The organism is Endozoicomonas gorgoniicola (assembly GCF_025562715.2).
GTDB classification, from domain to species: Bacteria; Pseudomonadota; Gammaproteobacteria; order Pseudomonadales; family Endozoicomonadaceae; genus Endozoicomonas_A; species Endozoicomonas_A gorgoniicola.
The window spans coordinates 5,142,902-5,167,500 of record NZ_JAPFCC010000001.1 but is presented as its reverse complement, the minus strand read 5'-3'; the positions used below and the strand labels follow the sequence as shown (position 1 = coordinate 5,167,500).

Below are 24,599 nucleotides of genomic sequence, written 5' to 3'. Positions count from 1 at the left end.
TCTTACCGTGGCGGCTTTCGTTGTCAAGCGATCATTTCTTTTCAACAAGAGTCGTAGAGAAGAAAGATGCTTTCGAACTCGCTAACCGTTCAACGTTTCGTTTGGATAACATTGAATGTCGTGGTCAGCGGCGGTGCATTCTAGCGAATCCGTTTTTGATGTCAACCACTTAATTGAGAAGAAGAAATCAGAGTCTGGATTCGTGACTGAAACTTCAGGTGGGCTTCGTGAAGAAGTGCTTTGGAAGTGATGTCCCGATCAGTGGAGGCGTAGTATACGCAGAAATTGATCTATGGCAAGCAGTAATTAAAAATTCTCACTGTCGTAAAAATGTCCTCTCTATATAAAGTAGAAAGGACGCATTTTCAGGCCCGGTTAAAATCGAATGATATAACGTCTGCAATCGCTCTTTTACCCAGCATCAGCATCAGGAGTCGATCAATCCCAATGGCAACACCTGCACAATCTGGAAGCCCATGCTCGAGTGCAGCCACCAGATGCTGGTCAAACGGATAAACAGGATAACCCTGAGTTCGCCGCTTTTCCTGTTCTTTTATAAAGCGTTGCTTCTGCTCACTGGCATCAGTCAGCTCGTGGTATCCATTGGCCAGCTCGACTCCATTAATAAATAACTCAAATCGGGCAGCTACTTTATAGCCTTCTTTATTAGTATGGATTCGAGCCAGAGCTGACATGCTGGCGGGGTAGTCATAAACATAAACGCCTGCGAGTTGCCCGGAAGCATCCTGCCCAAGAAAGGGCTCGATGGCTGAAGAGAACAGGAGGTCAAGACAGTCATTTCGATCCAGTTCTTCTAAATGAGGGTCTATATGTTGGTGAACCAGTTTAAAGAGGTCACTTAAACTCGCAGTATGAGGATTGATGCCAAGGTGCTGATGGAATATTTCGCCATAACTGACCCGGCCAACCTCCTTAAATTCTGAGACAGAGCTCAACAGTGCTGTCATATCGTCCATCAGAGCCTGCTGATCCATTCCTACCCGATAATACTCCAGCATGGTAAATTCAGGGTTGTGCCGACCTCCCGCTTCACCATTGCGAAAGACCCGGCCCAGCGAATAGATATCACCACTGCCTGCAGCCAGCAGTCGTTTCATCGCAAACTCTGGCGAAGTATGCAGGTAACAGTCTCTTGGCTGACCTTCTCCCAAAGGCTGGTACTGAACCTGAAAGCTATCTATAAACACATCCACCGTTGCGGCGCAGGAAAGCATCGGCGTCTCAACTTCCAGAACGGACTGACAGTCAAAGTAATGCCGTATGTCTTTGAGTAGTGTGGCTCTTTTCCGCAGTGTCATTAAAGAAGCAGACGGCTGCCAGTTATCGCCGGTCATCGACTGATTGCTCCTGTTTTGAAATCGTTCATGGGGTTCATTTCTATACTGAAAAGGCAATTGATTGTAACAAGGAAGTTAATATGAAGTTGTTCAAAAAAATCCCGGCTGCTCTGGCGATAAGCCTGATGCCCACTCTGGCCATTGCCTGTCCTTACTCTAACTCCGGTAACCCTCACGCTGCTGCAGCATGCACGATCCCTGATGGGGTCTATGAATTGAGTGGCACACTAACAACAGCTCCAAATCATACAGTACTGGTCTTTGTGCAAAATGCGTCGGCAAGGGTGCTGATAAAAGATAAAGCGGGAAACAATGACTTTGTTATAACGAGAAAACACCCAAAACATGGCCCCCGCCATGGAAAAAGAGGGGCGAAATCTGGTCAAGGGCATGCGAATGGACAGCATCATCGCGGCCATAAAGGCAAACACCGCCGACCAGGAAAGTCACATCATGGCCATGGAAACAGGCCGCCAGGATCAGCTATCTGTCAGGGAAATCAGATTAAAATCTGTTTTGGTCCGGAATCCAGAAAAGCAATAGCCTCTCCTAAAGGGCTAACTGGCAACATGGAGCTGACTCACACCAATGGTCAACTGTCTGGTTCCATGAGTCTGAATGGCAGCCTTAGCGGAACCAATGCGGTTCAACTGAACAGACAGCCTCGTTGAAAAGACTTGAATAGAAGTGAAGTATTTCGACAATGCAAAGAGGGGAAGCAATCATTGCTTCCCCTCTTTGCTTCTGACACCTCTGCCTTGATCGATAACCAATGGTTATTTCACACGACCTACGTACTCACCGGTACGGGTATCAATCTTCAGCACTTCACCTTCAACGATAAACAGTGGCACCTTTACAGTGGCACCAGTCGACAGCTTGGCTGGCTTGGAGCCACCCTGAGCCGTATCACCCTTCAGACCCGGATCAGTCTCTACCACTTGCAACTCTACGAAGTTAGGAGCTGATACGGACAGCGGGGCACCGTTATAAAGCGTTACACTGTATACTTCCTGTTCCTTCAGCCAGTCGATGGTGTCACCCACCGCCGCGCTGCTGGCAGCGTGCTGCTCGTAAGAACCATCAGTCATCATGAAGTGCCAGAATTCACCGTCGGTGTACAGGTACTCCATGTCATAGTCCATTACGTCAGCCGCTTCGATGCTTTCGCCAGACTTGAAGGTGCGCTCCCAAACCCGGTTAGTCATCAGGTTACGGAACTTAACGCGGTTAAAGGCCTGGCCTTTACCGGGTTTAACAAACTCGTTCTCGATCATGACGCATGGGTCACCTTCGAGCATTACTTTAAGTCCTGAACGAAACTCGTTGGTACTATAACTAGCCATCAGTCGCTACCAGTGAATACAAAAACCTCTATGATAACCCGTTCCGCACCCGGTGTGCATACCGTCAACCAAAAGACTGTGTCTGACAGCTGGCAAATGCAGCTGGCAAACTGTGTTACTCAGCCAGAAGAACTGCTTGAAATTCTGGGTCTGAACCCGTCCCTTTTACCTGCGGCTATCAGTGCCAGTAAAACGTTTGCCATGCGGATTCCACGTTCATATATAGCACGTATGGAGTACGGCAACCCGAATGACCCACTGTTAAAGCAGGTATTGCCTCTGGAGCAGGAACTTCAGCAGGTTGCAGGCTTTGGATTCGACCCACTGGGCGAAAAGGATAAAAATCCAACCGAAGGGGTTATCCATAAATACCACGGCCGTTTATTGATGATCACCAGTGGTGCCTGTGCTGTTAATTGCCGTTTTTGCTTTCGCCGGCACTTTCCGTATCAGGACAACCAGCTGAGCGGCCGTCATCTTGAAGATGCACTGAACTATATAAAGAACGACGATTCTATCCGGGAAGTTATATTGTCCGGCGGTGATCCTCTCGCAGCCAGTGACCGCCGTTTACAGCAGTTAACTGAAGCATTGGCAGACATTGCGCATGTTAAAGTGCTGCGAATCCACACCCGCCTGCCTATTGTTCTGCCCGACCGGGTTACCGACGACATGCTGGGCTGGCTTGGTTCGACCCGATTAAAGACCGTTATTGTGTTGCACTGCAATCATGCTAACGAAATCAACGGCAATGTCAGAACAGCCGTTGCCCGACTGAAACAAACCGGTGCTACTGTGTTGAACCAGGCTGTTCTCCTGAGAGATGTTAATGATAGTGTCGATGCACTGGTTGAACTGAGCGAAGCACTGTTCAATGCTGGCGCTATGCCCTACTACCTGCACCTGCTCGATAAAGTTCAGGGGGCTGCGCATTTTGATATTTCCAGAGAATCAGCTCAAGATCTGGTCAGAGGTATGATGGAGCGCTGTTCCGGCTATCTTGTTCCCAAGCTGGTTCAGGAGATTGCAGGAAAAGCTTACAAGACCATCATTCCTTTGAATTGATCAATGACGACCGGTTTAACAAAAAACTGACTGTAAATCGTTCAGTTAGTGTCTGAACTAAATGGAAATACAACTTTTTTCACCAAAGATGACGAAAATTGTATTTCCCTCTCACTGCTGTTTATCATGAATAAATACCTGAACGTTTTTTAGTCGACAAAATCAGGACTTTTCCATGGACACGCAGATTGAAAGGACTCAGCTGCAGGTACCGGAACGCAATCTTAAGACACTGACTTTTTGTAGTGCGGATGCACAATCATTAAATCAATGGCTTCAGGCATTGCCGAGAACGAACCTGCCGGATTGTGCCAAAAAACTGGGTTTTGCTCTCAAAGAACTGGCAAAACTCAATATTACGTCAAAAGAGCTGTTCGGACTGATTGAGCTGATCAGGCCCGTTGTTTATTTCATCACCCACCAGATAAATCGTAACGAACTGACTGAGGGCATTATCCACAGTGAACAGCAGATCTCTCTGTTGGGAAAATGCCAGCAACTGCATTTACTGCTATTCAGCTGTTACAAGTCTGTTGTCGACATTCATATCAAAAACAGTGACGACAACGCCCTGATGGCAGCGCCACTGCACCGGGCAATTGCTGAAAGTCACAGTCTTCTTTTGCTCATGCAAGAGCATTACCGGGGAATGCCTGAAACCGTGTGGCTGGATACTCACAAGCTGGTTCACATTGCCGGGGAAAACGACATGCTGCAATGCAGCCTTGATGACCCGCTGACGGCCAAGGCTCGTGAACTGACGATTATTGATCAATATAAGCGAATGCTTCTGCTAAGCCATTGCCGTTCTAATCAGTTGCATCAATCAGAGATTCGTCAGGTCAATAAAGCCCTGTGCTTATGGGCACCCCACGGCAAACTTCTGGATCAGCCGGATCAGAATTGCTGGTTTATGGTGAATACGCTATCCGATGAAGGTCTGCACCACACATTAACCGAAACCAGTAATGAGCACCCCGGACTAAAAGGTATGGATACCCGGGTTCTCAGTGCCCACCTGAAAAAAGTGGCCAGTTCAATTGACGAAAACAAACCGGCTACTTTGTCAAAGAGCCTGGTTCAGCATCTGGCTTCTGCCTGGGGTGCAGCAACACAGAGGCAGCATATTCGCCACGAAGGGTCTGAAAGCTGTTCATTTGCTTACGGCAGTAGCGCCTCTCATTATTATTTATCAGACAAACAGGCGTTTGACGACCTGGTCAAAAAACACTCAGACTCAAATAAGGCAGGAAAAAGCGGCTTTATTCCAGATAAAAGCGATATCTGGGAAGACGTACATGACGTTAATCAGGAAACAGGGGCATCCGAAGATAAAGCCTCTCTGGATTTTGAAGCCACTCCAACCGGATCACCCCTTTACCCCTGCTTTTCTGGAAAAGTGCTTAACACCAGTGCTGGCGGTTATTGTCTACAAGTGAGGGCTAATTCGAAAACAACCCTGGTACCGGGTGAGCTGATTGCCGTACAGGAAGGTACGCAGACAAACTGGATACTGGCAAGCGCTCGCTGGGTACACTCTATAGACGACAATAATATTATGCTTGGCGCCCAGTTACTAAGCGCTAACACCAAACCCTGTGCCATTAGACCACTCAAAAAAAACCGGGATGCCAGCCATTATCAAAGAGCCTTCCTGCAGCCCGCCATGCCAGCCCTGGACAGTCAGGCAACTCTGATCACGCCACGCATACCCTTTACAGCAGGAATGAAGTTTATTCTTCTGGAAGGTGGAAAAATCATAAAAGGTCAGTTGATGGAGTGCATAGAATCAACACCGAGCTATAGTCAGTATCAGTTTAGGTTTCTGGATAGTTCCTTATAAGGTGCAAGAGTGTTCAGGCAGTACCCTTTCATCAAACTGACTTGTTTTGTATTGGCGTTGTTCAGTGCAGGTTGTAGTACCACTGAAAAAGTAATGGACTCATGGCGGGGGCATCATATCGAAGAAGTTGTCGCGAACTGGGGCGCCCCCAGCGCCAGCCTGAAGCTGACCGATGGCAGAAGTATATATAGCTGGGTCTCGAACTGGGGGTCAGCTTATCTCCTGAATACCTGCCGACAGTCTTTTACAACAGACCAGAATAATATTATTCAGAACTGGCGTTTCACCGGCTGCCCGCAGTGGCAAACGCTTTCAGTGAAGGATGTATCAGAATTTTTTCCACAAAAGAACTAAAACTCTGGCAATGCTAAACTGAGAGACGTTTGTTTTAACAATAAGGTGACAGTACCCTCTATAATTCCAAGGATACTTTTTACTTTAGAATTGACGGTTTCAATACCATCAAACAAAGGCTTAAATCTTTCTCTCTGCAGCTCTCCAGCTTTGGATAAAACAGCACCTGCGAATAGTGTATTCCGGGGCAGCCTGGGGGTGTTTTTTGTTTCCTGATACGATACATCAAAAGGGTAGTGCATATCAGGATGCATCATTGCCGTATCGGGCAAGGAGTCTCCCGCAGAAATAACGACTTTGATTTTATCTCTGAATGAAGGGAACTCCTCTGACAGGTCGTTCATTAGCCTGGAAAAGGAAGCACCCTTATTCATCAATTTATGGTAAGCAAACAGTATGGTTGAACTGAAAGCAACGGATTGCTGCCAATACCCGTACTCAGCTTCTGTCTGTACGATACGTTTCAGTGTTTCAGCTGTTCTGGATATACTGTTATCTAAATAAAACGGACATTCATTTTTCAATGAACGAGCACTGATAGTGCTCGTACAACCAGCAGGTCTTAGCAAATCCCAGTAGGCATCATTGAAATAGATTTCGTAGTGCGGCCTTATGGATACAGGTGTTTTATTACCAAAAAGTGGGTTGCTTATAAAACGATTAAAGAAATAGCGAGAACCTTCGCCAGCAATCACTATATCAGGTTCAGGATAGGGTCGTGACCAGTTATCAAATGAAAGCTCATAATAGTTACGAGCCGTATTGTAGATGAGTAAAAGCTGCTTATTCTGCCGTAATATCAGGAGTGCATCGGCCAACTTGGTGTGTAACTCTGTCTCAGTAAGGTCTTTATAGAGAACCGTTCCGTCAATATCCCACAAAAGGACTAATAGCCACTCGGGGTTCTCAGCCATCGTTGTTTTCAGTTTATTCAGCAGGAATAGTAAATGATTAATATTTTCTTCGGCTTGCTTATCCCCGCTTTGCTCTGCCCCGGTTGTTTGAGATAAAGTTGTTTGAGATAAAGAAAGCTCCCTGAAAGATTCAGTTATCTGGGCGACCTGTCCTTCTGCCTGATAGTCTGGTTTATTGGGGGTGTTTGGGTTAGGTCTGTTAATAAGATCAACTGCACTTAAGACATTGTAGGCCATGAAATGTATTAACTGATCATCCCCTTTTTTCAAAGCTGTACTGATGTCATATTTTAAAGGGAGCAGCCTTACAAACTGTGTGGCAGACAAAGTTGCTTCCGAGAAAGCATACGTGGTGCCTGTCAACAATAAACTGAAGTAAAGGATCAGGCAGCGGATATAGATTGTTTTTGTGGTTAATGACCGTTTTTTTCTTATCATTTGACTCTCACCTGCAAGAGACAGATCAACTGGAAAGAGAGTAGACGATCTTTAAAAGACTTGCGTTGAACCAGCTGATACAAAGGCTCCTGTGCTATGCCGCCTTCTTTATAGAAACGGTGGAATATGCTTCCTGCTTCCGCAAAATCAGCAAAAACGTTTTTTACCGTCGATGACTATGGAACTGTTTTACCGGAATTCAGGTCTTTCTGTTATCCCCTCCCTTGAGCAAGTGACAGGACTTGAACGACAGAAATGGACTACTGCGTACGACATAAAAAGTGATTCCTCAAAAATAATACCGTCGCTCTTTATTCTTTTGAGCAAAACTGCCCCGTTCATCACTGTGGTTGAACGTTGATTGGTATAGTTACCGGAAGAGTTGTGCCTGCGAAAGTTAATTGCAGGCACTGAAGTGGTTTAAATGCCAATGCCCTTTCTGGAGTTCGTCATAGTATTCCTTACTTTCAATGTTTCGCAATGCCTCACGACATTCTGCAATGCGAATTGCGGCTTCACGGCAACTGTTTACTTTGTTGGAACCACCACATAATGAAAGACAACACGGACACGTTCAGCTGATTATTAGAAAAACAGGCGTCCTTGAAAGTTGATGTTGACAAGCTGAATGGTAGCCCGGTTTTTTTATCTGTTTCCGCAGAGGCTTTTCCCGGGTGTTTCATTTCCCATGTCGTAAGAGGAAAGGGTGCCTGAGTAAAGTCGAACAGGCTGTTCGCAGTAATAGAAGAACCACCGCCTGACGCACCATCATCATATTTATCACCGGGCTTCTTCATAAATGATCTGTATTCATCTTCTACATCCGGAGCAAAAAAATTGAATGCAACGGCCAGGTCTAGGGGCATCAATGCAATGGAGTAGCCGAAACCCTGATTCCAGATGGCTATATGCCTTCCATTAAAGACCATGACAGACATTTCCGGCGCTTTCCCCGACTGGACCATTACCACTTCATCATCTGCGGGCAAAATGAAAGAATAAGGCGTGCTGTCTGTCACTTCATTTCGCTCAGAGTCGAGGAATTGATGAAGGGTATAGTTATCGAACCCCGTCAGGCGTCGAAACTCTGGTGCCACTGAATGATTGCTAATCTTGTGAACAGGCGGTGCTCTGTGACTAAAATCCAAAGTCCAGGCTATAACCTCCCCCTGAGGGAGTCTTAGATACTCTTCAATGGTCATTCCCATCTCCGGATGAGCTTGAAAATTGAAACGATGGCTGGTGTCATGGAAACGGAGATTTTCAGGCATACTGGCATCTGGTTGAATAAAATTTAACAGTGCGATGTCCGGTATGGATTCATAGTTTAGCGTGTGGAGATGCTCTTCCGGGACATACCTTTCATATCTGGTTTTACCGATGGCTCCCCCGTTGACATCAATTTGGATGTCATCATGCTCATGTCCTGTGATCCGCCTCAGTTGTCGTCCTGTAATAGGGGGAAAGCGGTTGCCATGCCTGGGTGGGAGAGAGAAAGCTAACAGTGAAAAGCGACTGGAAAAAGGCGGGCGGCTGAAATCAGTAGAGCTGGCCAAAATATGGGTAATGTCGTTAGGTACACGAATTTTTTTGGGTGGAATACGGATCACTGCAAAAATATGAGGCTTGGCTACATCAGTAATGAGCCGTAGAAAATCTTTCCAGTTAACCGCACTAACCTGACACGATAAAACGGACAATAATAGGAGGCAACCAAACTTAATCGAGTTCGTCATAGTGTTCTTTACTCACAATGTTTTGCAATGCTTAACAGCATCTTGAAATGCGGATTGCAGTTTGACGGTAAAAACAGGCTGGATGAGTCTTTTGAATCGAGTGTGAGTAAAGTCTATGTCGGGCTTACCATCAAGTTTTGAGACCAAGTTTTCACCCGGATATAAACCATCAAATACCTCAGTAAACGGTTACCGAAATGTAATTTTTTCTTTCCGTGAAAGTACGGGGCTTTCCGCTAGTTCCGGTAACTATCTTCATAGTAACTATCTTCATGGTAACTATCTTCATGGTAACTATCTGCCCCCCCAATAAACGCCATGATGTTTGAGTTTAATTCCTGAACCAATGACGCTAACGGCTTAAAGACTCCATGTCCTTTTCGCTGAATCCCAACAGGTAAAGAATGCTGTCCAGCCCCAGAGTAGAAATAGACTGTCGGGCATTTTTCTGCACCAGGGGCTTGGCACGAAAGGCAATACCAAGACCTGCAACACTCAGCATGGGCAGGTCATTGGCACCATCGCCCACAGCGATGACCTGATCCAGTTCGACGCCTTCTTTAACGGCAATATGCTGCAAAAGGCTGGCTTTGCGTTCACCGTTCACAATATCGCCCTTCACTTTGCCCGTGACTTTGCCCTCTTTAATATCCAGTTCATTGGCATACACATAGTCGATGCCCAACTGCTCCTGCAGGTGCCGGGCAAAGTAGGTAAATCCTCCAGACAGTATGGCAGTTCGATAACCGAGAGCCTTCAGGCTCTTGATCAGCCGCTCAGCCCCTTCTGTCATTGGCAGTTTTTCAGCGATGTCCTGCAACACCGACTCATCAAGCCCTTTCAACATGGCAAGGCGTTCACGGAAACTGGCGTTAAAATCAAGTTCACCCCGCATTGCACGCTCTGTTATTTCTGCCACCTTTTCGCCGGCTCCGGCAGCGTCGGCCAGCAGGTCAATCACTTCGGCCTCAATAAGGGTTGAGTCCATATCAAACACAACCAGACGTCGGTTCCGGCGAAAGACCGTGTCTTCCTGAAAAGCAACATCGACATCCAGCTCAGACGAAATATGCAAAAAGTCAGAACGGAGTTTAGCCAAATCAGGAGATATGCCACGAACAGAGAACTGCAGACAGGAGGACAGGCTACCCTGTTCTTCCTGCTTCAGGGAACGACGCCCTGAAAGACGACGAATATCGTCAATATTCAATCCGTGTTCTGCCGTGATGCCCGACACTCTGGCAATCTGTTCAGCGGATACATGCCGGGCCAACAACGTCAGAATATAACGCTTTTTCCCCTGCTCTCTGACCCAGTGTTCATAGTTTTCATCAGAAACGGGTTGATAGTTAAATTGCAGATTGTGTTCATGGAAATGGAACATCAGTTCTTTGATAACCGGTGCAGCTTCCTTTCCTTCAGGCAGACGAACCAGAATCCCCCAGGTCAATGTGTCATGAATAACCGACTGGCCAATATCCAGAATTTCCAGACCATAGTCAGCCATAATGGATGTAATGGAAGAGGTCAGCCCGGGTTTATCCTGCCCGGTGACATTAATCAGCAGTATTTCGCTCACTTTTTATCCGACAATTTTATTGATCTGCAAGTATTGTAACCCACTCCTCAGCAGTGTTAAGCAACTGACAATACAAAACCGGCTGATGGCAATTATTTGCAGCATAAATTGAAGCTCATCACTTTATTCTTCCGGGCAGCCTGTCATCATAGAAGGTAAATTCGCCTTTATTATCAGGAGATTCGGCTTTGCAATCGCCGATTAAGTTCATCAAACACATCACCGATCGATTGTATTCGCTGTCGATACGAAACCAGTTGCTGCTGATTTTCAGCCTGTTTTTTATTGCCGTGATCGGCAGCAGCGGCATGATTATCCGTTCAGAAATGAACTCTGCCAGCCAGCATCAGTCTGACACCATTGGCGTTTTACTGAGTCAGCAAACAGCCAGTGCCGCCACCGACATGCTGGTCACCGGAGACCGTTTGAGCCTGAGTGTTCTTCTTAATCAGCTGGTACAGACGCCTTACGTTGCCAGGGCTGCGATTTACAGCATTGATAATCGCAAAATTGCCAGTTCAGAAAGTGAAGATTCCACGACGGTTTCCGGACAAACCTATGCATCGCCCATACACTATCAGGATGTTATTGCCGGTTATGTACGCCTGCAGCTGGACGAAGCCCTGTTGACCAAAAACGCCCGCGATGCGTTAGTGGTGATTACTGCCGTCAGCCTTATCCTGCTGGTTGCTGCACTGATTTTTCTGCAAATCTACGCCACAACGCTGAGCAGCAGGCTTGAACTGGTATTACGTCAGTTAAGAAGCTTATTGCAAACTCCGCTTGTTAACCGGGATAAATCCGGTAATGAACTGAACCAGCTTGCACACTTTGTGGAACAGCAGCTCACTGAAAAACTGGCTAACAGTCAGTCAGAAGATGAAGAGCCGGAAGCTGAGCAGGATGAAACGTCTGTGGTCGTCTGTATACGTAACAAAAACCTGCCACGGTTACGCCAGTTGATTTCCCATCAGGACATGATGGATATTCTTCATACTCACACCTTCGCTATCGAACAGGCTGCCAGCCTTTATAACGGTGAAATAAGCTACACCCCCGAAGGTAATGCCTATATCCGGTTTTCCAGTTTCGACAGCAGCGAGTTTACACAGGATGCCCTGAGCTGCTGCCTGTTAATTGAATCGGTCAGCCGGGTCATTGGCGAGAACGCCATTGTCAAAATTCAGGTGGGTATCGGGCTTTGTGTCAGCGATGATATTCCGGATTTTCCCGGAGACGAGTCTCCCAGCGAGGTAGACAGTGCCGCAGGTAACGCATTAATGCTTGCCAGCTTGCCGGGAGAAGAGGGTTTGAATATGTTGAAGGAGCAGTTAAGCTGGCTGCCAACGGAGCTGGCAGAGTTCAGCGCCTCTGGGCATGCAGAAGACATTGTTCAAATAACGGGTATTGCCGAAGAACAGAAAAAAAAGATCAATCAACAGGCTTATAACCTGAGCAGGGAACTGGAAAGAGAATCAGTATGAACCGATCCGTTATCGAGTTATTGCAGTCGCATCGTTCAATTCGCAAGTTTACCGACCAGCCAATTGACAACGCTTTGTTACTCCAGCTGATCCGCGCCGGACAAAGTGCCGCCACCTCCAGCAACCTCCAGGGTGTCAGTGTTATTCGTATACGCAATCCACAAACCCGTGAAGCCATGGCGGAACTGGCCAGTGGGCAGCCTTATGTTGCCAGTGCCGCTGAGTTTCTGGTGTTCTGTGCCGACCTTAACCGTTCAGCCGTCTGCTGCGAAAAAGAAGGTCAGCAACTGGCTGACGGTATGACCGAGCATTTCATGATCGCAACGATTGATGTGGCCCTGTTTGCCCAGAATGTCGTGGTGGCGGCAGAGTCTGAAGGACTGGGCATCTGTTACATTGGTGGCATTCGCAACAATCCGGCAAAAGTCAGTGAACTGATTAATCTTCCACAGAATGTTTATCCGGTATTTGGCCTGTGTCTGGGCTATCCGGATCAGAACCCGGAGCTTAAGCCCCGCCTGCCTGTTGATATGGTGTTAATGGAAGAAGAATATCAGCCTGTGGATGAACAGCTTCTGGCCGAATACGATGAAACCATGCGTGACTATTACCACCAGCGAACCAAAGGTAAGCTGGATCGGGTATGGAGTCAGGATATGTCGGCTCTTCTCGGAAAAGAGTCGCGCCCACATATGAAAGCGTTTCTAGCCAGCAAAGGCTTCAAAATGCGTTAAAGCGGTTTGAAAAAAATGCTCCCATGCAAACCGTGGGAGCATTTTCTTAATGAACCATTACAGCCTCATTTCAATACCACGTTCTGCCATGTATTGCTTGGCTTCAGGAATCGAGTATTCCCCAAAGTGAAAAATACTCGCCGCCAGAACCGCATCCGCCTTACCTTTTTGAATGCCATCCACCAGATGATCCAGGTTCCCTGCTCCACCTGAAGCAATAACCGGAATCGACAGTGCTTCGGAAATAGCCCGGGTGACCCCAAGGTCATAACCACTCCTCACACCGTCCTGATCCATGCTGGTGAGCATGATTTCACCGGCTCCCAACTGCTCCATTTTTATCGCCCACTCAACCGCATCGAATCCTGTAGGCTTGCGACCACCATGGGTAAAAATTTCCCAGCGATCTTCTTCGCCGGGCTGACTCACTTTCTTGGCATCTATCGCTACCACGATGCATTGCGACCCAAAACGCCCGGCGGCTTCCTGAACAAACGCCGGGTTAAAGACAGCTGCCGTATTAATGCTGACTTTGTCAGCTCCGGCATTGAGCATGATACGAATGTCTTCCACCTTGCGAATACCACCACCGACCGTCAGGGGAATAAACACTTCGCTGGCCATTCGTTCCACGGTATGAACCGTTGTATCACGTCCTTCATGGGTGGCAGTAATGTCCAGAAACGTGATTTCATCAGCCCCTTCATCGTTATAACGGCGAGCGACTTCCACCGGGTCTCCGGCATCGCGGATATCCACAAACTGAACACCCTTTACTACCCGACCGTTTTCAACATCAAGACAGGGAATTATTCTTTTTGCTAAACCCATACACAGCCTTCAGTTATTAATTCACAAACCGTACACAGAACGGGTACTGGTAATATTTCCCACCACTGGCCTTCAGGCCAGCACGAATCATTAATATCAATGCCAGGATGACTACTACCGGCACAAGGGGCAGAAAAAGCAGTCCGACAATGATCAGCTTCAGGGCAAGCCATATCGCAGCCAGCAAGGTCAGGGATATCTGAAAGTTCAGTGCCTCTCTGCCATGGTGGTCCAGAAAAGCTGACTCATTACGCTTGGTCAGCCAAATCAGCAACGGCACAACAATGTTCATGCCCGGAATCAGAAAACCCAGCAATGGCAACAGGTGTGCCAGCATGGCTATGTTCTTTTCATCCCGGCCCGGAGGTGGGTCCAGATCCCTCATGGGAGGCCATTCATCCATTTTTCAAAAAAAACCGTTCAGGGAGTCCACTGTAAAAAGTTTTCCAGCAGCTTCAAACCACTGGCAGCACTTTTTTCCGGGTGAAACTGCACGGCAAAAATGGCATCTCTTGCCAGTGCAACATCAAAGTTTACACCGTAGTCACAACGACCCACCGCCACCTCATCGTCAACGGCATGAGCATGGTAGCTGTGGACAAAATAAAACCGTTCGTTGTTTTCTATGCCCTCCCACAAGGCATGAGGCTGATGTTGATCGACCCTGCTCCATCCCATGTGGGGAACCTTCAGTTTATCACCCGCCGGGCTTTTTAAGTCACGCCCAAAAAACTTCACGTTGCCTGACATCACCCCCAGACATTCAACGCCACCGTTTTCTTCACTATGATCCAGCATCACCTGCATACCCACGCAAATACCCAGCAGCGGTCGTTCCGAAGCCACCACTTCCCTGACAACGTCGTCTACACCTTTATGCCGTATTTCTGACATACAGTCGCGAATAGCACCAACGCCCGGCAAGACAACACGGTCAGCCTGCAGGACGATTTTAGGATCACAGGTAACAACGACTCTGGTATCTCTGCCTGCAACATGCTCGAGAGCTTTGCTGGCTGAGTGCAGATTTCCCATTCCATAATCGATAACAGCCACTGTTTTCATGGTTTACAGCGAACCTTTGGTCGAAGGCATCTGCCCGGACATACGGGGATCAAGCGTCAGAGCCATGCGCAAAGCCCGCCCAAACGCTTTGAATACGGTCTCAATCTGATGGTGAGAATTACGCCCACGGAGGTTGTCGATATGCAGGGTAACATTGGCGTGGTTCACAAAGCCCTGAAAAAACTCATAGAACAGATCAACATCAAACTGACCAATATGGGCGCGGGTAAAATCAATATTGTACTCAAGGCCGGGACGACCTGAAAAATCGATCACAACCCTGGAAAGCGCTTCATCCAGCGGTACATAAGCGTGCCCATAACGGGTAATCCCTTTTTTATCGCCAATCGCTTTGGTAAATGCCTGCCCAAGGGTAATGCCTATGTCTTCAACGGTATGATGGTCATCGATGTGATTATCACCATCGGCTTTTATATCGAGGTCGACCATGCCATGACGGGCAATCTGATCCATCATGTGTTCCAGAAACGGTACACCAGTATCAAACTGACCTTTGCCTGTACCATCGAGATTGATATCAACCCTGATTTTGGTTTCCAGTGTATTCCGCTCTACACTAGCTTTACGCTTTGACATTAAAAACTCCGGTTCCGGTTCTTGTTTCTTTATCTATCTGTTTTTATAGCTGTCTGTTTATGCAGGGCTGAATCTTTTTTGTTTTGCTTGATTTTATATTGAAGCCTATAGCAGAGGCCTGATCATTATAGGCATTAAGCCCTTCACCGAAAACAGGCAGCCAAAACTATCTTTTCCTCAGAGCTTTCTCCAGGCCTGTTATCATTCAGCCCGCACGTTTTCATACAGTCCGCCCTTGAGCTTGCTTAACAGGCTGTCCACCTTTTTGCGCTTTACCTGTACCAGCCTGCCAGTTAAAGGACGTTCGCGGTCATTTGTCCAGTGTTTAGACCAGAAATCAGTGGTATCAATACACTGTTCAGGGAAGTTAGTCAGGTTGAACTGTTCAGCCTGTTCAATGCAAGCGGTCAAAAACTCATCCACCTCTGACATCAGAATCGGGAACTTACCCGCTGGCTGAAGTCTGGACGCCTTTTTAGTTGTATAGATCCAGAAGTCGCCTTTTGAAGGAATCACCTGCCCGGTCATCGATGAGATGCTTTTACGGTCCAGACGGGTTCTGCACATTCTTCGTTCGGTTCTGTCATGGGTATTGATGATACCGGGACTCACCTCGACCAGAATGCCGTTCAACAATTTTCCGGCTTCAGGGGCAACACCAAGCGTCGTGTACTTGCCTTCATCTTTTATGCGGGTCATCCAGCCACGCTGATAACCGCTGATCCACACAGGAAGCTGACTGTTGTACTTTTTCTTAATTTTTTGTTCTCTAAGGCTTTCAAGTATATTCTTAATTTTTTGTTCTCTAAGGTTTTCAAGCATATATTGCCCATAGGCCACCACATACTGAGGTTGTTTTTCATCCAGCACCGGAAAACAGTCAGTATCCATCGCACTCGTCTCAGGAGTAAATAAAAGACTTCCAGTTGCCAGCAAGCTGGCAAGCAGAGAAACAACCGTTGCGCCCGGAACTTTCCTGAGAGTCCACATGACAAAATCCTCACCAAAAAACCTTAAACATAATAGCTGCTTAAATGGCTACCAAAAAAAAGCTGACTCTGGACTGCCTTAATAAGTAACCAGAAAATATAGCCTTGTTTACCTGGCCGGGGCTTTTCGCCTGACTCACAACATCTTGTGTGATAAAAATAATTCACACACAACTGTTGCATTCCATTTTCAAATCTGTTCTGTTAAAGGTAATGAATCAGAAGGATCTGGCTCATGCCTGGTCGAGTGCTGTTTACCTGTAAACCACTCAGTCTTTCAGTCGTGGCTGCGCTTGCACCCCTGTCTGCCCCTGTGGCGGAGGCGTTACTGTTGCCTCCAAAACCCCTTGCCCTGAGTTCATCCTGGGACTGTAAATCCAATGCCAACAACGACTGGCTGTGTCGAAAAGATGCAACCAGTGACTACAGCCAGCCTCTCGAAGAGGTTGCCAGACAAAGAAAATATCAGCCTGCACAAGCCCGTGAAGACTATCGATCAGATGACTATCCATCTGCTAATGGAAAGTACCCGACTAATGGAAAGTACCCGACAGCTCCGGAAGGCAGCCAGTACCCACCACAGCAGCAATACAATCTGGCTTACCCTTCCTCTTCAGACGACAGTTTTCGTGATCCTTACCAGGCCCTCTATCAGTCTGTACCAGACGATCCTCAACCACCGGCAAGACAATACCGGGAGTCTCCTGTTACCAGACTGCCGCTGGAACCGTTTTACCCCAGACAACCTGTAACCGTTGCGGAAACAGAAAGCCAGAACCTGAACCGCCTGCTGAATGCCCCTCATGGCAGCTACGTGCTGCAATGGCTGGCTGCACATACCCCAAAACCTCTCAGGGAGTTACAGAGTTATTACCCTGTTCTGCAAACAGCGGCTATTGTTCAATATCGTCGAAATGGTAAAGAGTGGTACGTACTTCTTGATGGTCCGTTCAACGACAGGAGTACTGCAAACGAAGCGCTGCAGGCAGCTCCCCGATCCGGCATGATTAACAAGCTGTATCCCTGGACACGCTCAGTCGCCAGTATCCAGAAACTCGATCTCATCCGCCCGGATACCCCTGACCCAATTCCGGAACAACCAGTCCTGGCAAGCCAGTACAACATACCGGTTGGCTCTCGCCAGCCAGCCGAAACCATGTTTGCCAGTATTGCGCCAGCCTATCCAAGCATGGAACAGACGTCAGATTATTCCTATAAAGTTCCAGGTTACAACACGGCTTCACAGCCTGAACCCTACGACTACAACGTCAATCCGTTCCAACAGCAGATTCAATATAATCAGCAAAAACCAGAACACCTGAGAGGTTATAAAGGAAATACTGAGCGTCAGTCGTCAAGACGATATCAACGAGAGAAAGAACCTGAAGGAGTTCTGGAAGCGCCTCCGGGCAGTTACACCATTCAATGGTTAGCCAGCAGTAAAAAGGAAACGCTCGAACGGACTAAACAGCGTTTTCCTTATCTGGAAGACGCCCAGGTCATTCCGTACCGCAAACGTGGTCGCAACTGGTATGTGCTGGTCAGCCCTGCTTATGACAACCTGGCGATGGCAAAACGAGCGCTGGAGCAACCAGCCTATGCCCGCATAGCGACCAGGCTTTATCCAAGGGTTCGCCCGGTAGATAAACTGCGGCAACTGGCGGCACAGAGTAAACCTGCCCATCAGGATCAACGTATCACGGCTTCCCAGCAACGTTCACGCTTGTCCAGACAGCCATCAGCACCCCCTGTGCTGCCTCACAAAAGTCGTCCAACCAGTCTTCTGCAGAATTCAGATGGCAGTTATACCATTCAGTGGTTTGCAGCCAACAAGCCAGAGTCCATTAAAAAAATGAAACAGCGCTTTCCTGAACTGGCTTCTGCGGTCACGGTCCATTACCGGCGTAACCAGAAAGACTGGTATGTACTGTTACAGGGACAGTTCAACAGTAGCAGTGAAGCGTTGTCGATCATAAAATCACCGGTAATGCAGGATGCTGTCCGAGTCCTGCATCCATGGACTCGCCCTCTGACCTCTCTGAAAAAGCTGGGCATTCGGGAAACCTGATGCCCTCAATAATCATCTAATGCCTATCGGTCTATCCCCAGCGCCTTCAGATCAGTAAACTGAACGAATAACTACTTTACAAGAACCCCAAACACATTCGACCGAGGCGAACCATGAACCGCATTATCAAGTTTTTTGTCTTTGTGGTAGCTGGACTGGCCTTAATTTTAATTATCGCCGCCCTTGTCCTTCCCAGAGTACTCGACCCTAACAATTACCGGGATGAAATCAGCCAGCTGGTTTACGATAACACGGGGCTGACGCTCAGTATTGACGGGCCTATCGGCTGGTCAGTTTTTCCCTGGCTGGGGCTTTCTCTGCAAGACATCAATGTCAAAGGTTCCGGAGAAAAGCCATTCGCCGAACTGGGCAAAGCTGAAGTCAGCGTTAAACTGCTGCCCCTGTTGAGCCAGACCGTAGAAATGCAGACCGCCACTTTGATCGGGCTGAAACTGAACCTGATTAAAGACAGGCAGGGTAACGGTAACTGGGAAACCAGATATAAGCCTTCTGAACCGGGTGGTTCTGAATCTGCCAAAAACACAACAGAGACCTCAGCAGCTTCAGAACCAGTCGGTGAAAAACAGCCTTTGCAGATCAACATTGCCAACGTCGTTGCTAATGACCTGATCATTCAGTATCAGGATCTTGCTACAGGAAAATCCTACACCATTGATCAGGCCAGCCTGACCACCGGTGCCATTCGCAATCAGGAACCTTTCGATTTTGATCTGCAGGCACGCATCAGGAGCAATGAACCAGACCTTGCATTCCAGACAGGGCTGAGCGGTAACGTCAGTTTTGACCTGCAAAATGGGCAGTACGCCCTGAAAAACTACAAACTCAGTGCCAGACCAGATATGGCTCAGGGCGAAAACATCAACCTTGTGGGTAATGTTAACTATCAGCAGGAGCCGATGAAGATTGACGGCACAATGGATGTTACTGAATTCAACCCTGCCAGACTGTTAAGCCAGATTAAAGTCAGCCTGCCCCCGATGGCTGACCCGGACGCTTTAAGCAAACTGTCGTTTAACAGCCAGTTCACCACCAATGGCAAACGCTTTGACGCTAATACCCTGAAGCTCAGCCTTGACAGCTTTGTCATTGATGGCAACCTCAAGGTCACTGACCTGGACACCCAGGCCATGAGGTTCCAGTTTTCCGGTAATGACCTGAATCTCGATAACTACCTGCCACCAGCAAATGACGGGGCGCACTCTAATAAAGAAGGTAGCGGTAAAGAAGAAAGCAGTCAGCAAACGGCTCCGGCAACCACCAGCGAAGTCCCCCTGATTCCGGAAGATGCTCTGCGTCCTTTGGATATCAAAGGTTCCCTGAAGCTGAATTCCATGACCGTGGCAAAACTGAAGTTTGAAAACCCCAGTGTTCAGCTCACTGCTAAAAACGGTCGTCAACAGGTTAAAATCAATTCAGCTTTCTACAAAGGCGTCATTGATCTGGACACCAGACTGGATGTACGCCAGAAGGGCAATCCAAAAGTATCAACAGTGGCAGGCCTTAAAGGCATTGACCTGCAATCTGTGGCCGAACCGGTTCCGGCGCTGGCTTCTGTGGAAGGCAATCTGAATGCCGATGTGAATGTCACTACCCACGGCCTGCTGCAAAGTACTCTGACCCGAAACCTCAACGGCAAGGTAGGGTTCAGGATTGCCAATGGCGCCTTCACCGGAACCAATTTCGACAAGCTGGTGTGTGAAGGCATTGCCCGGATTCGCAACAAAGACCTGCAGAAAAAAGACTGGGGAGAATCAACACAATTTAAAAACCTCAGCGGCAGCTTTGATATTCGAAATGGTGTTGCCAGCAACGACAACCTCACCGCAGCCCTGGCGAACCTGAACCTGAAAGGCGATGGCACCGTCAACCTGATAGAGCAGGCCATGGATTACCACGTTGGCCTGAATATCAGTGGCGACACGGCTCCGGACAGCGACCCTGCGTGTCAGGTAAACGAGGATTATGTGGAGGTCACCTGGCCAGTACGTTGCCGTGGAGAGCTGGGCAAACCGGATTGTGGCCTCGATACAGAACGTCTGGCTGACACCATTGCCGGTCTGGCCAGACAGGAAGTGAAGCATCGCATTAAAGAAGAAATCGAGGAGAAGGTTGAAGGCCCTCTCAAGGATGTTCTGAAAGGTTTCTTTAAGTAATTATTTTTCACTCGGCCTTGAGTCCGGGTAGCATAACACCCGGACTGCCCTGGCACCGATTCCAGAGAGTTCAACAACATGCTTAAGCCAGAACTTTGGCATGGTAAATGGATCAGCGCCGGAGGACGCTCCACCAGATGATGACCAGGCTATTCCGCCAGATTATTGCATATTAGAGAAAAACCCGCCTTGTCTTTTTGGCATCAGGAACTATACTTTTCAGGCTCCAAATGAAGCATTGGAAGAGCTGTCTGGCGAAATTTCAACACCAGAATCCGGCAGCGGTATTCATAATTGTTTTTGTAGCTCTTAACCAGACTCTTTTAAACAGATTGGCCCGTCAAACAGATGCTTTTCGTCGTCTGTCCCGATAATAACGTGCCGGATGTTAAATTTCTGAACCGCTTCCGATTCAGATAGAAATAAGCTTCGTCAGCTTATGGTTGTTTATAACTTCTTATCACAATAGGTTGGAAGAAGTGTTAATTTGGGAGCTGTATTGTCATGAACACTTATTTTGCAAATGACAGGCACTTCAAAACATCATCAGCCTGTATTCAAACTTTTTGTTGTGTTGCCGTTGCAATTAGCCCTGAACATGAGATCGCTGTAAGAAATAGCGGTGATTCGAAAAAAGCAACAGTCGTTTTTAATAAGGATGAATGGAACGCCTTTATCAAAGGTGTCAAAAATGGAGAGTTTGACCTCAATTGAAAACTCCCGCCAAGGGTGACTTCTCCTTTTACCATGAAATCTCCGGAACCAGAGTAAAGAGTGCCACCCCGGGCGGATTACAGGGGCGTCAACTCAAGCAGTCTGCTTAATTCAGGGAAGAACCGGTCTGTTCCCGATCAGACTCTACTCTATAGCCGCAAGTTCAAAGCCCGCAAGCCGACAATATCAGTTATTACCTTCCTGCGTTGCCATGGCTGCCATGAAAATAGACAAAATTCTTCAGTTACTGACTGACAAAAAAGGCTCCGAGTGCTTTTTCACCGTAGGCATTCCACCCAACCTCAAAATTGGTAAATCGATCCACAACGTTGGTAACACGGTTCTGACCAGTGAACAGGCACATCAGAGTATTCGTACTTTTATGGGAGAAGAACGCTTTCAGCAGTTTGTTAAAAACAAAGAGTGTAATTATGGCTACAACCTGAAAGATGTCGGACGCTTTCGGATCAGTGCTTTTTTCCAGAAGTCTGAGCCTGGTCTGGTGATTCGCAGGCTTAACTCTTACATTCCCTCTCACCAGGAGTTGTCGATACCTCCACAGATTGCTGACCACATGTTGCAGGAACGCGGGCTTATTCTGATCACCGGAGCAGCAGGAGCGGGTAAATCCACGTCAATGGCTTCACTGGTTGATTACCGCAACCAGAACAGCAAAGGCCATATCATTACCATTGAAGACCCTGTGGAATACATTCATGAGCACAAAAACTGTATTGTTACCCAGCGGGATGTCGGACTGGACACCGAAAGCTATGAAGCCGGTTTGTTTAATGCACTGAGACAGGCGCCCAACCTTGTGGTGGTCGGAGAAATTCGCTCTCCCGGCGTTATGAAACATACCGTTGAATTTGTTGAAACCGGCCATTTATGCATAGCCACCATGCACGCCAATAACACCTATCAGGCTCTGGAAAGAATCATTCACTTTTTCCCCCCAGAACAGCACTCTGAGATTCTTATGGACCTGTCACTCAGCCTGAGAATGGTGGTCGGCCAGCAACTGGTTGAGGGTAAAGAAGAAGGCTCGGTGGTACCAGTACACGAAATCCTGATCAACACGCCACGAGTCGCCGACCTCATCAAGAATGGCGAAATCGACGAACTGAATGAGACCGTTCATAAAGGCAAAAGTCAGGGGATGCAGACCTTTGACCAGGCGCTCTACGATCTGGTTAAAGCCGGAAAAATTACCCAGGACCGCGCCATGCTGCACGCTACATCGCCAAACAACCTGCGTCTGTTGCTGAAGATGGATCAGGTGCCTTCCTCGAATTTCGGATCAAATGACAACCTAAGCATCAGCCCTGTGGACTCTGAAAACCAGCAACGGAATTACTGACTGCCACCTCCCCGGCTCCCGGCAAGCGCCTGTGCAGTCAGGCGTTAAACAACCCCGCCACTTTTTTTGCCGCAGTCAATCCCTTTTCGGAACCTGACCAGTATTCTGGATTAACAGTCAGATTAAGCCTCTTTATCACTTTAGGCCAGCGGGACTCTAATGGATCATGGCCTTCAGGCAATACAAACCCGACTATCGATGTATTGGGAATAGGGGCTAGAAAGCATACTTCATAATGTATGTCTTCAAGAACCGGCGGTTGTAAAAATGTATCCATGGTGTGAGATACAACAAACCCTGCCATGTCCATTGCATCAATCAAGTAAACATACCCTGCCGGTTGCCAGCGCCTCTCAACGTAGTAGGCTGCATCATAGATAGAGACAGTGGTTGATACACCCTCATGGAACGTACTGCCACTGCCATAACCATAAAGAACGTCTTCATCCAGAATGGCGAGTCCAGTCATTGTATGCGCCTGCTCCATTTCCATAACGGGATACAAAAGCATGAAACCCTGTTCAAATATAATGTCCGGGGGTCTGCTTTCTCCCCTGAAGACGTATCCGGAAAAGTAACTTTTTGCCCGATACTTTCTGGATCTTATCGCTGGGATCTGTCTGCAGCCAGGTATGGTGGTTGTGTTCTCAAACTTTAAAGCATTGGTCAATTGCAGCACATTCCCTTCTGAATGTGAGCTGTCTGCCTGAGAACGACTTCTGGAACCGCGTTTAAACATAACCTCATGCCTCGTGACATACTCCCTCCACTAAATCGGCAAGCCGATTCTAGTGGGGGCTTCTAATCGGGAATTACGTGCGACCCACTATGTCAAATAACATAGCCTCTCACTGTCGTACAGGTTGCCGAACCACGACAGGGGAACTCTTTACACATACGCTGTGTCCCAGCGCATCGGCGGTAGAAGCCAGAAAACGGTTGTGTTTTCCTGATTTGTTTCTCGTAGTTAGTCCAGCAACGAGTACACGAAATCCTGATCAACACGCCACGAGTCGCCGACCTCATCAAGAATGGCGAAATCGACGAACTGAATGAAACCGTTCATAAAGGCAAAAGCCAGGGCATGCAGACCTTTGACCAGGCGCTCTACGATCTGGTTAAAGCCGGAAAAATTACCCAGGACCGCGCTATGCTGCATGCCACATCGCCAAACAACCTGCGCCTGTTGCTGAAAATGGATCAGACGCCTTCTGCGAATTTCGGGTCAAACGACAACCTAAGCATCAGCCCTGTGGACTCTGAAAACCAGCAATGGAATTCCTGACTGCCACCTCCCCGGCTCCCGGCAAGCGCCTGTGCAGTCAGGCGTTAAACAACCCCGCCACTTTTTTTGCCGCAGTCAATCCCATTTCGGAATCTGACCAGTATTCTGGATTAACAATCAGATTAAGCCTGTTTGTCGCTTCAGGCCAGCTGGGCTCTAATGGATTATGGCCTTCAGGCAATACAAGCCCGACTATCGATGTATTGGGAATAGGGGCTAGAAAGCATACTTCATGTATGTCTTCAAGAACCGGCGGTTCTGAAAATGTATCCATGGTGTCATATACAACAAACCCTGCCATGTCCATTGCATCAATCAAGTAAACAAACCCTGCTGGTCGCCAGCCGGTTATAGCGTAGTGGGCTGCCTCATAGACAGAGACAGCGGTTGATATACCCTCTTGCAACGTAAAGCCATAACCAGCGGGGTTTTCATCCGCCTTAGGGCTGACTCCAGTCATTGTATGCACCTGCTCCATTTCCGTAACGGGCTTCAAAAGCATGAAACCCTGTTCAAATATAATGCCCGGGGGTCTGCGATCTGCCCTGAAGACGTATCCGGAAAAGTAACTTTTTGCCCGAAACTCTCTGGATCTTACCGCTGGGATCTGTCTGCTGCCGGGTATGGAGGTTGTGTTCTGAAACTTTAAAGCATTGGTCAATTGC

Annotated in this window: 23 protein-coding genes; 11 read left to right on the top strand and 12 right to left on the bottom strand. The window is 47.8% G+C overall.

Annotated features, from left to right (window positions below; genetic code table 11):
• Positions 1 to 365: 365 nt before the first annotated feature.
• A complete protein-coding gene (gene epmA / locus NX722_RS23135; protein WP_262565223.1) occupies positions 366 to 1,355 on the bottom strand; it encodes an EF-P lysine aminoacylase EpmA in 990 nt (329 codons plus the stop codon).
• Positions 1,356 to 1,438: 83 nt separating this feature from the next.
• Between epmA and NX722_RS23130 the strand changes: the two genes are divergently transcribed.
• Positions 1,439 to 2,029, top strand: coding sequence for a hypothetical protein (locus NX722_RS23130; protein ID WP_262565222.1), 591 nt, complete (start codon positions 1,439 to 1,441; stop codon positions 2,027 to 2,029).
• A gap of 105 nt (positions 2,030 to 2,134) precedes the next feature.
• Here the strand turns inward: NX722_RS23130 and efp are convergent, their stop codons facing one another.
• Positions 2,135 to 2,704, bottom strand: coding sequence for an elongation factor P (gene efp, locus NX722_RS23125; protein WP_262565221.1), 570 nt, complete (start codon positions 2,702 to 2,704; stop codon positions 2,135 to 2,137).
• 12 nt (positions 2,705 to 2,716) lie between these two features.
• On the opposite strand from efp, the gene epmB reads away from it, so the two are divergent.
• Both epmB and NX722_RS23115 read left to right on the top strand, forming a co-directional pair.
• Positions 2,717 to 3,769, top strand: a complete 1,053-nt coding sequence (epmB, locus tag NX722_RS23120; protein ID WP_265442380.1) for an EF-P beta-lysylation protein EpmB — start codon at positions 2,717 to 2,719, stop codon at positions 3,767 to 3,769.
• 175 nt (positions 3,770 to 3,944) lie between these two features.
• A complete protein-coding gene (locus NX722_RS23115; protein ID WP_262565219.1) occupies positions 3,945 to 5,612 on the top strand; it encodes a hypothetical protein in 1,668 nt (555 codons plus the stop codon).
• A gap of 350 nt (positions 5,613 to 5,962) precedes the next feature.
• Here NX722_RS23115 and NX722_RS23110 read toward each other — a convergent pair whose 3' ends face one another.
• The 3 genes from NX722_RS23110 to serB all read right to left on the bottom strand — a co-directional run bounded on the left by NX722_RS23110 (position 5,963) and on the right by serB (position 10,633).
• Positions 5,963 to 7,318 (bottom strand): hypothetical protein, encoded by a 1,356-nt coding sequence (locus NX722_RS23110; protein WP_262565218.1) that lies wholly within the window; start codon positions 7,316 to 7,318, stop codon positions 5,963 to 5,965.
• Positions 7,319 to 7,833: 515 nt separating this feature from the next.
• Positions 7,834 to 8,589: a hypothetical protein gene (locus NX722_RS23105; RefSeq protein ID WP_262565217.1), complete on the bottom strand. Its 756-nt coding sequence runs from the start codon at positions 8,587 to 8,589 to the stop codon at positions 7,834 to 7,836.
• A gap of 817 nt (positions 8,590 to 9,406) precedes the next feature.
• Complete coding sequence (gene serB, locus NX722_RS23100; RefSeq protein WP_262565216.1) at positions 9,407 to 10,633, bottom strand: phosphoserine phosphatase SerB; 1,227 nt, start codon at positions 10,631 to 10,633, stop codon at positions 9,407 to 9,409.
• A 188-nt stretch (positions 10,634 to 10,821) separates the two neighbouring features.
• Here serB and NX722_RS23095 point away from each other — a divergent pair, with 188 nt between their 5' ends.
• Complete coding sequence (locus tag NX722_RS23095) at positions 10,822 to 12,117, top strand: AhpA/YtjB family protein (RefSeq protein WP_262565215.1); 1,296 nt, start codon at positions 10,822 to 10,824, stop codon at positions 12,115 to 12,117.
• The gene (gene nfsA / locus NX722_RS23090) at positions 12,114 to 12,851 is read left to right on the top strand and encodes an oxygen-insensitive NADPH nitroreductase (RefSeq protein ID WP_262565214.1); all 738 of its coding nucleotides are present in this window, start codon (positions 12,114 to 12,116) and stop codon (positions 12,849 to 12,851) included. The genes NX722_RS23095 and nfsA overlap by 4 nt, the downstream gene beginning before the upstream one ends.
• Positions 12,852 to 12,908: 57 nt before the next feature.
• Here the strand turns inward: nfsA and hisF are convergent, their stop codons facing one another.
• The 5 genes from hisF to NX722_RS23065 form a co-directional block, all read right to left on the bottom strand.
• The gene (hisF, locus tag NX722_RS23085; RefSeq protein WP_262565213.1) at positions 12,909 to 13,682 is read right to left on the bottom strand and encodes an imidazole glycerol phosphate synthase subunit HisF; all 774 of its coding nucleotides are present in this window, start codon (positions 13,680 to 13,682) and stop codon (positions 12,909 to 12,911) included.
• A gap of 16 nt (positions 13,683 to 13,698) precedes the next feature.
• Positions 13,699 to 14,085: a DUF4870 domain-containing protein gene (locus NX722_RS23080; protein WP_262565212.1), complete on the bottom strand. Its 387-nt coding sequence runs from the start codon at positions 14,083 to 14,085 to the stop codon at positions 13,699 to 13,701.
• A 17-nt stretch (positions 14,086 to 14,102) separates the two neighbouring features.
• The gene (hisH, locus tag NX722_RS23075; RefSeq protein WP_262565211.1) at positions 14,103 to 14,747 is read right to left on the bottom strand and encodes an imidazole glycerol phosphate synthase subunit HisH; all 645 of its coding nucleotides are present in this window, start codon (positions 14,745 to 14,747) and stop codon (positions 14,103 to 14,105) included.
• Positions 14,748 to 14,750: 3 nt separating this feature from the next.
• Positions 14,751 to 15,344: an imidazoleglycerol-phosphate dehydratase HisB gene (hisB, locus tag NX722_RS23070; RefSeq protein WP_262565210.1), complete on the bottom strand. Its 594-nt coding sequence runs from the start codon at positions 15,342 to 15,344 to the stop codon at positions 14,751 to 14,753.
• Positions 15,345 to 15,545: 201 nt separating this feature from the next.
• Positions 15,546 to 16,334, bottom strand: coding sequence for a hypothetical protein (locus tag NX722_RS23065; protein ID WP_262565209.1), 789 nt, complete (start codon positions 16,332 to 16,334; stop codon positions 15,546 to 15,548).
• Between the two features lie 234 nt (positions 16,335 to 16,568).
• Here NX722_RS23065 and NX722_RS23060 point away from each other — a divergent pair, with 234 nt between their 5' ends.
• From NX722_RS23060 to NX722_RS23040, 5 genes are all read left to right on the top strand, one after another.
• A complete protein-coding gene (locus NX722_RS23060; RefSeq protein ID WP_262565208.1) occupies positions 16,569 to 18,401 on the top strand; it encodes an SPOR domain-containing protein in 1,833 nt (610 codons plus the stop codon).
• Positions 18,402 to 18,514: 113 nt separating this feature from the next.
• On the top strand, positions 18,515 to 20,575 hold the full coding sequence (locus NX722_RS23055) for an AsmA family protein (protein ID WP_262565207.1): 2,061 nt from the start codon (positions 18,515 to 18,517) through the stop codon (positions 20,573 to 20,575).
• A gap of 100 nt (positions 20,576 to 20,675) precedes the next feature.
• Positions 20,676 to 20,888, top strand: a complete 213-nt coding sequence (locus NX722_RS23050; RefSeq protein ID WP_262565206.1) for a hypothetical protein — start codon at positions 20,676 to 20,678, stop codon at positions 20,886 to 20,888.
• A 191-nt stretch (positions 20,889 to 21,079) separates the two neighbouring features.
• Positions 21,080 to 21,289 (top strand): DUF397 domain-containing protein, encoded by a 210-nt coding sequence (locus NX722_RS23045; RefSeq protein WP_262565205.1) that lies wholly within the window; start codon positions 21,080 to 21,082, stop codon positions 21,287 to 21,289.
• Positions 21,290 to 21,509: 220 nt separating this feature from the next.
• Entirely contained in the window at positions 21,510 to 22,649 is a 1,140-nt protein-coding gene (locus NX722_RS23040) for a PilT/PilU family type 4a pilus ATPase (RefSeq protein ID WP_262565204.1), read from the top strand.
• Positions 22,650 to 22,686: 37 nt separating this feature from the next.
• Here NX722_RS23040 and NX722_RS23035 read toward each other — a convergent pair whose 3' ends face one another.
• The gene (locus NX722_RS23035) at positions 22,687 to 23,118 is read right to left on the bottom strand and encodes a hypothetical protein (RefSeq protein WP_262565203.1); all 432 of its coding nucleotides are present in this window, start codon (positions 23,116 to 23,118) and stop codon (positions 22,687 to 22,689) included.
• A gap of 615 nt (positions 23,119 to 23,733) precedes the next feature.
• Here NX722_RS23035 and NX722_RS23030 point away from each other — a divergent pair.
• Positions 23,734 to 23,934 carry a hypothetical protein gene (locus NX722_RS23030; RefSeq protein ID WP_262565202.1) on the top strand — a complete coding sequence of 67 codons (201 nt, stop codon included), beginning with the start codon at positions 23,734 to 23,736 and terminating at the stop codon, positions 23,932 to 23,934.
• 37 nt (positions 23,935 to 23,971) lie between these two features.
• Here NX722_RS23030 and NX722_RS23025 read toward each other — a convergent pair whose 3' ends face one another.
• Entirely contained in the window at positions 23,972 to 24,394 is a 423-nt protein-coding gene (locus NX722_RS23025; protein WP_262565201.1) for a hypothetical protein, read from the bottom strand.
• Between the last annotated feature and the right edge of the window lie 205 nt (positions 24,395 to 24,599).

Coding starts and splice junctions, on each gene's coding strand:
- NX722_RS23115 (WP_262565219.1), top strand. CDS start 3,945: ATGGACACGCAGATTGAAAGGACTCAGCTGCAGGTACCGGAACGCAAT.
- NX722_RS23055 (WP_262565207.1), top strand. CDS start 18,515: ATGAACCGCATTATCAAGTTTTTTGTCTTTGTGGTAGCTGGACTGGCC.
- NX722_RS23050 (WP_262565206.1), top strand. CDS start 20,676: ATGGTAAATGGATCAGCGCCGGAGGACGCTCCACCAGATGATGACCAG.
- hisB (WP_262565210.1), bottom strand. CDS start 15,344: ATGTCAAAGCGTAAAGCTAGTGTAGAGCGGAATACACTGGAAACCAAA.
- NX722_RS23035 (WP_262565203.1), bottom strand. CDS start 23,118: ATGACTGGACTCGCCATTCTGGATGAAGACGTTCTTTATGGTTATGGC.
- NX722_RS23025 (WP_262565201.1), bottom strand. CDS start 24,394: ATGACTGGAGTCAGCCCTAAGGCGGATGAAAACCCCGCTGGTTATGGC.
- NX722_RS23130 (WP_262565222.1), top strand. CDS start 1,439: ATGAAGTTGTTCAAAAAAATCCCGGCTGCTCTGGCGATAAGCCTGATG.
- NX722_RS23040 (WP_262565204.1), top strand. CDS start 21,510: ATGAAAATAGACAAAATTCTTCAGTTACTGACTGACAAAAAAGGCTCC.
- hisF (WP_262565213.1), bottom strand. CDS start 13,682: ATGGGTTTAGCAAAAAGAATAATTCCCTGTCTTGATGTTGAAAACGGT.
- hisH (WP_262565211.1), bottom strand. CDS start 14,747: ATGAAAACAGTGGCTGTTATCGATTATGGAATGGGAAATCTGCACTCA.
- NX722_RS23030 (WP_262565202.1), top strand. CDS start 23,734: ATGCAGACCTTTGACCAGGCGCTCTACGATCTGGTTAAAGCCGGAAAA.
- epmA (WP_262565223.1), bottom strand. CDS start 1,355: ATGACCGGCGATAACTGGCAGCCGTCTGCTTCTTTAATGACACTGCGG.
- nfsA (WP_262565214.1), top strand. CDS start 12,114: ATGAACCGATCCGTTATCGAGTTATTGCAGTCGCATCGTTCAATTCGC.
- NX722_RS23080 (WP_262565212.1), bottom strand. CDS start 14,085: ATGGATGAATGGCCTCCCATGAGGGATCTGGACCCACCTCCGGGCCGG.
- NX722_RS23105 (WP_262565217.1), bottom strand. CDS start 8,589: ATGCCTGAAAATCTCCGTTTCCATGACACCAGCCATCGTTTCAATTTT.
- NX722_RS23065 (WP_262565209.1), bottom strand. CDS start 16,334: ATGTGGACTCTCAGGAAAGTTCCGGGCGCAACGGTTGTTTCTCTGCTT.
- NX722_RS23060 (WP_262565208.1), top strand. CDS start 16,569: ATGCCTGGTCGAGTGCTGTTTACCTGTAAACCACTCAGTCTTTCAGTC.
- NX722_RS23045 (WP_262565205.1), top strand. CDS start 21,080: ATGAACACTTATTTTGCAAATGACAGGCACTTCAAAACATCATCAGCC.
- efp (WP_262565221.1), bottom strand. CDS start 2,704: ATGGCTAGTTATAGTACCAACGAGTTTCGTTCAGGACTTAAAGTAATG.
- NX722_RS23110 (WP_262565218.1), bottom strand. CDS start 7,318: ATGATAAGAAAAAAACGGTCATTAACCACAAAAACAATCTATATCCGC.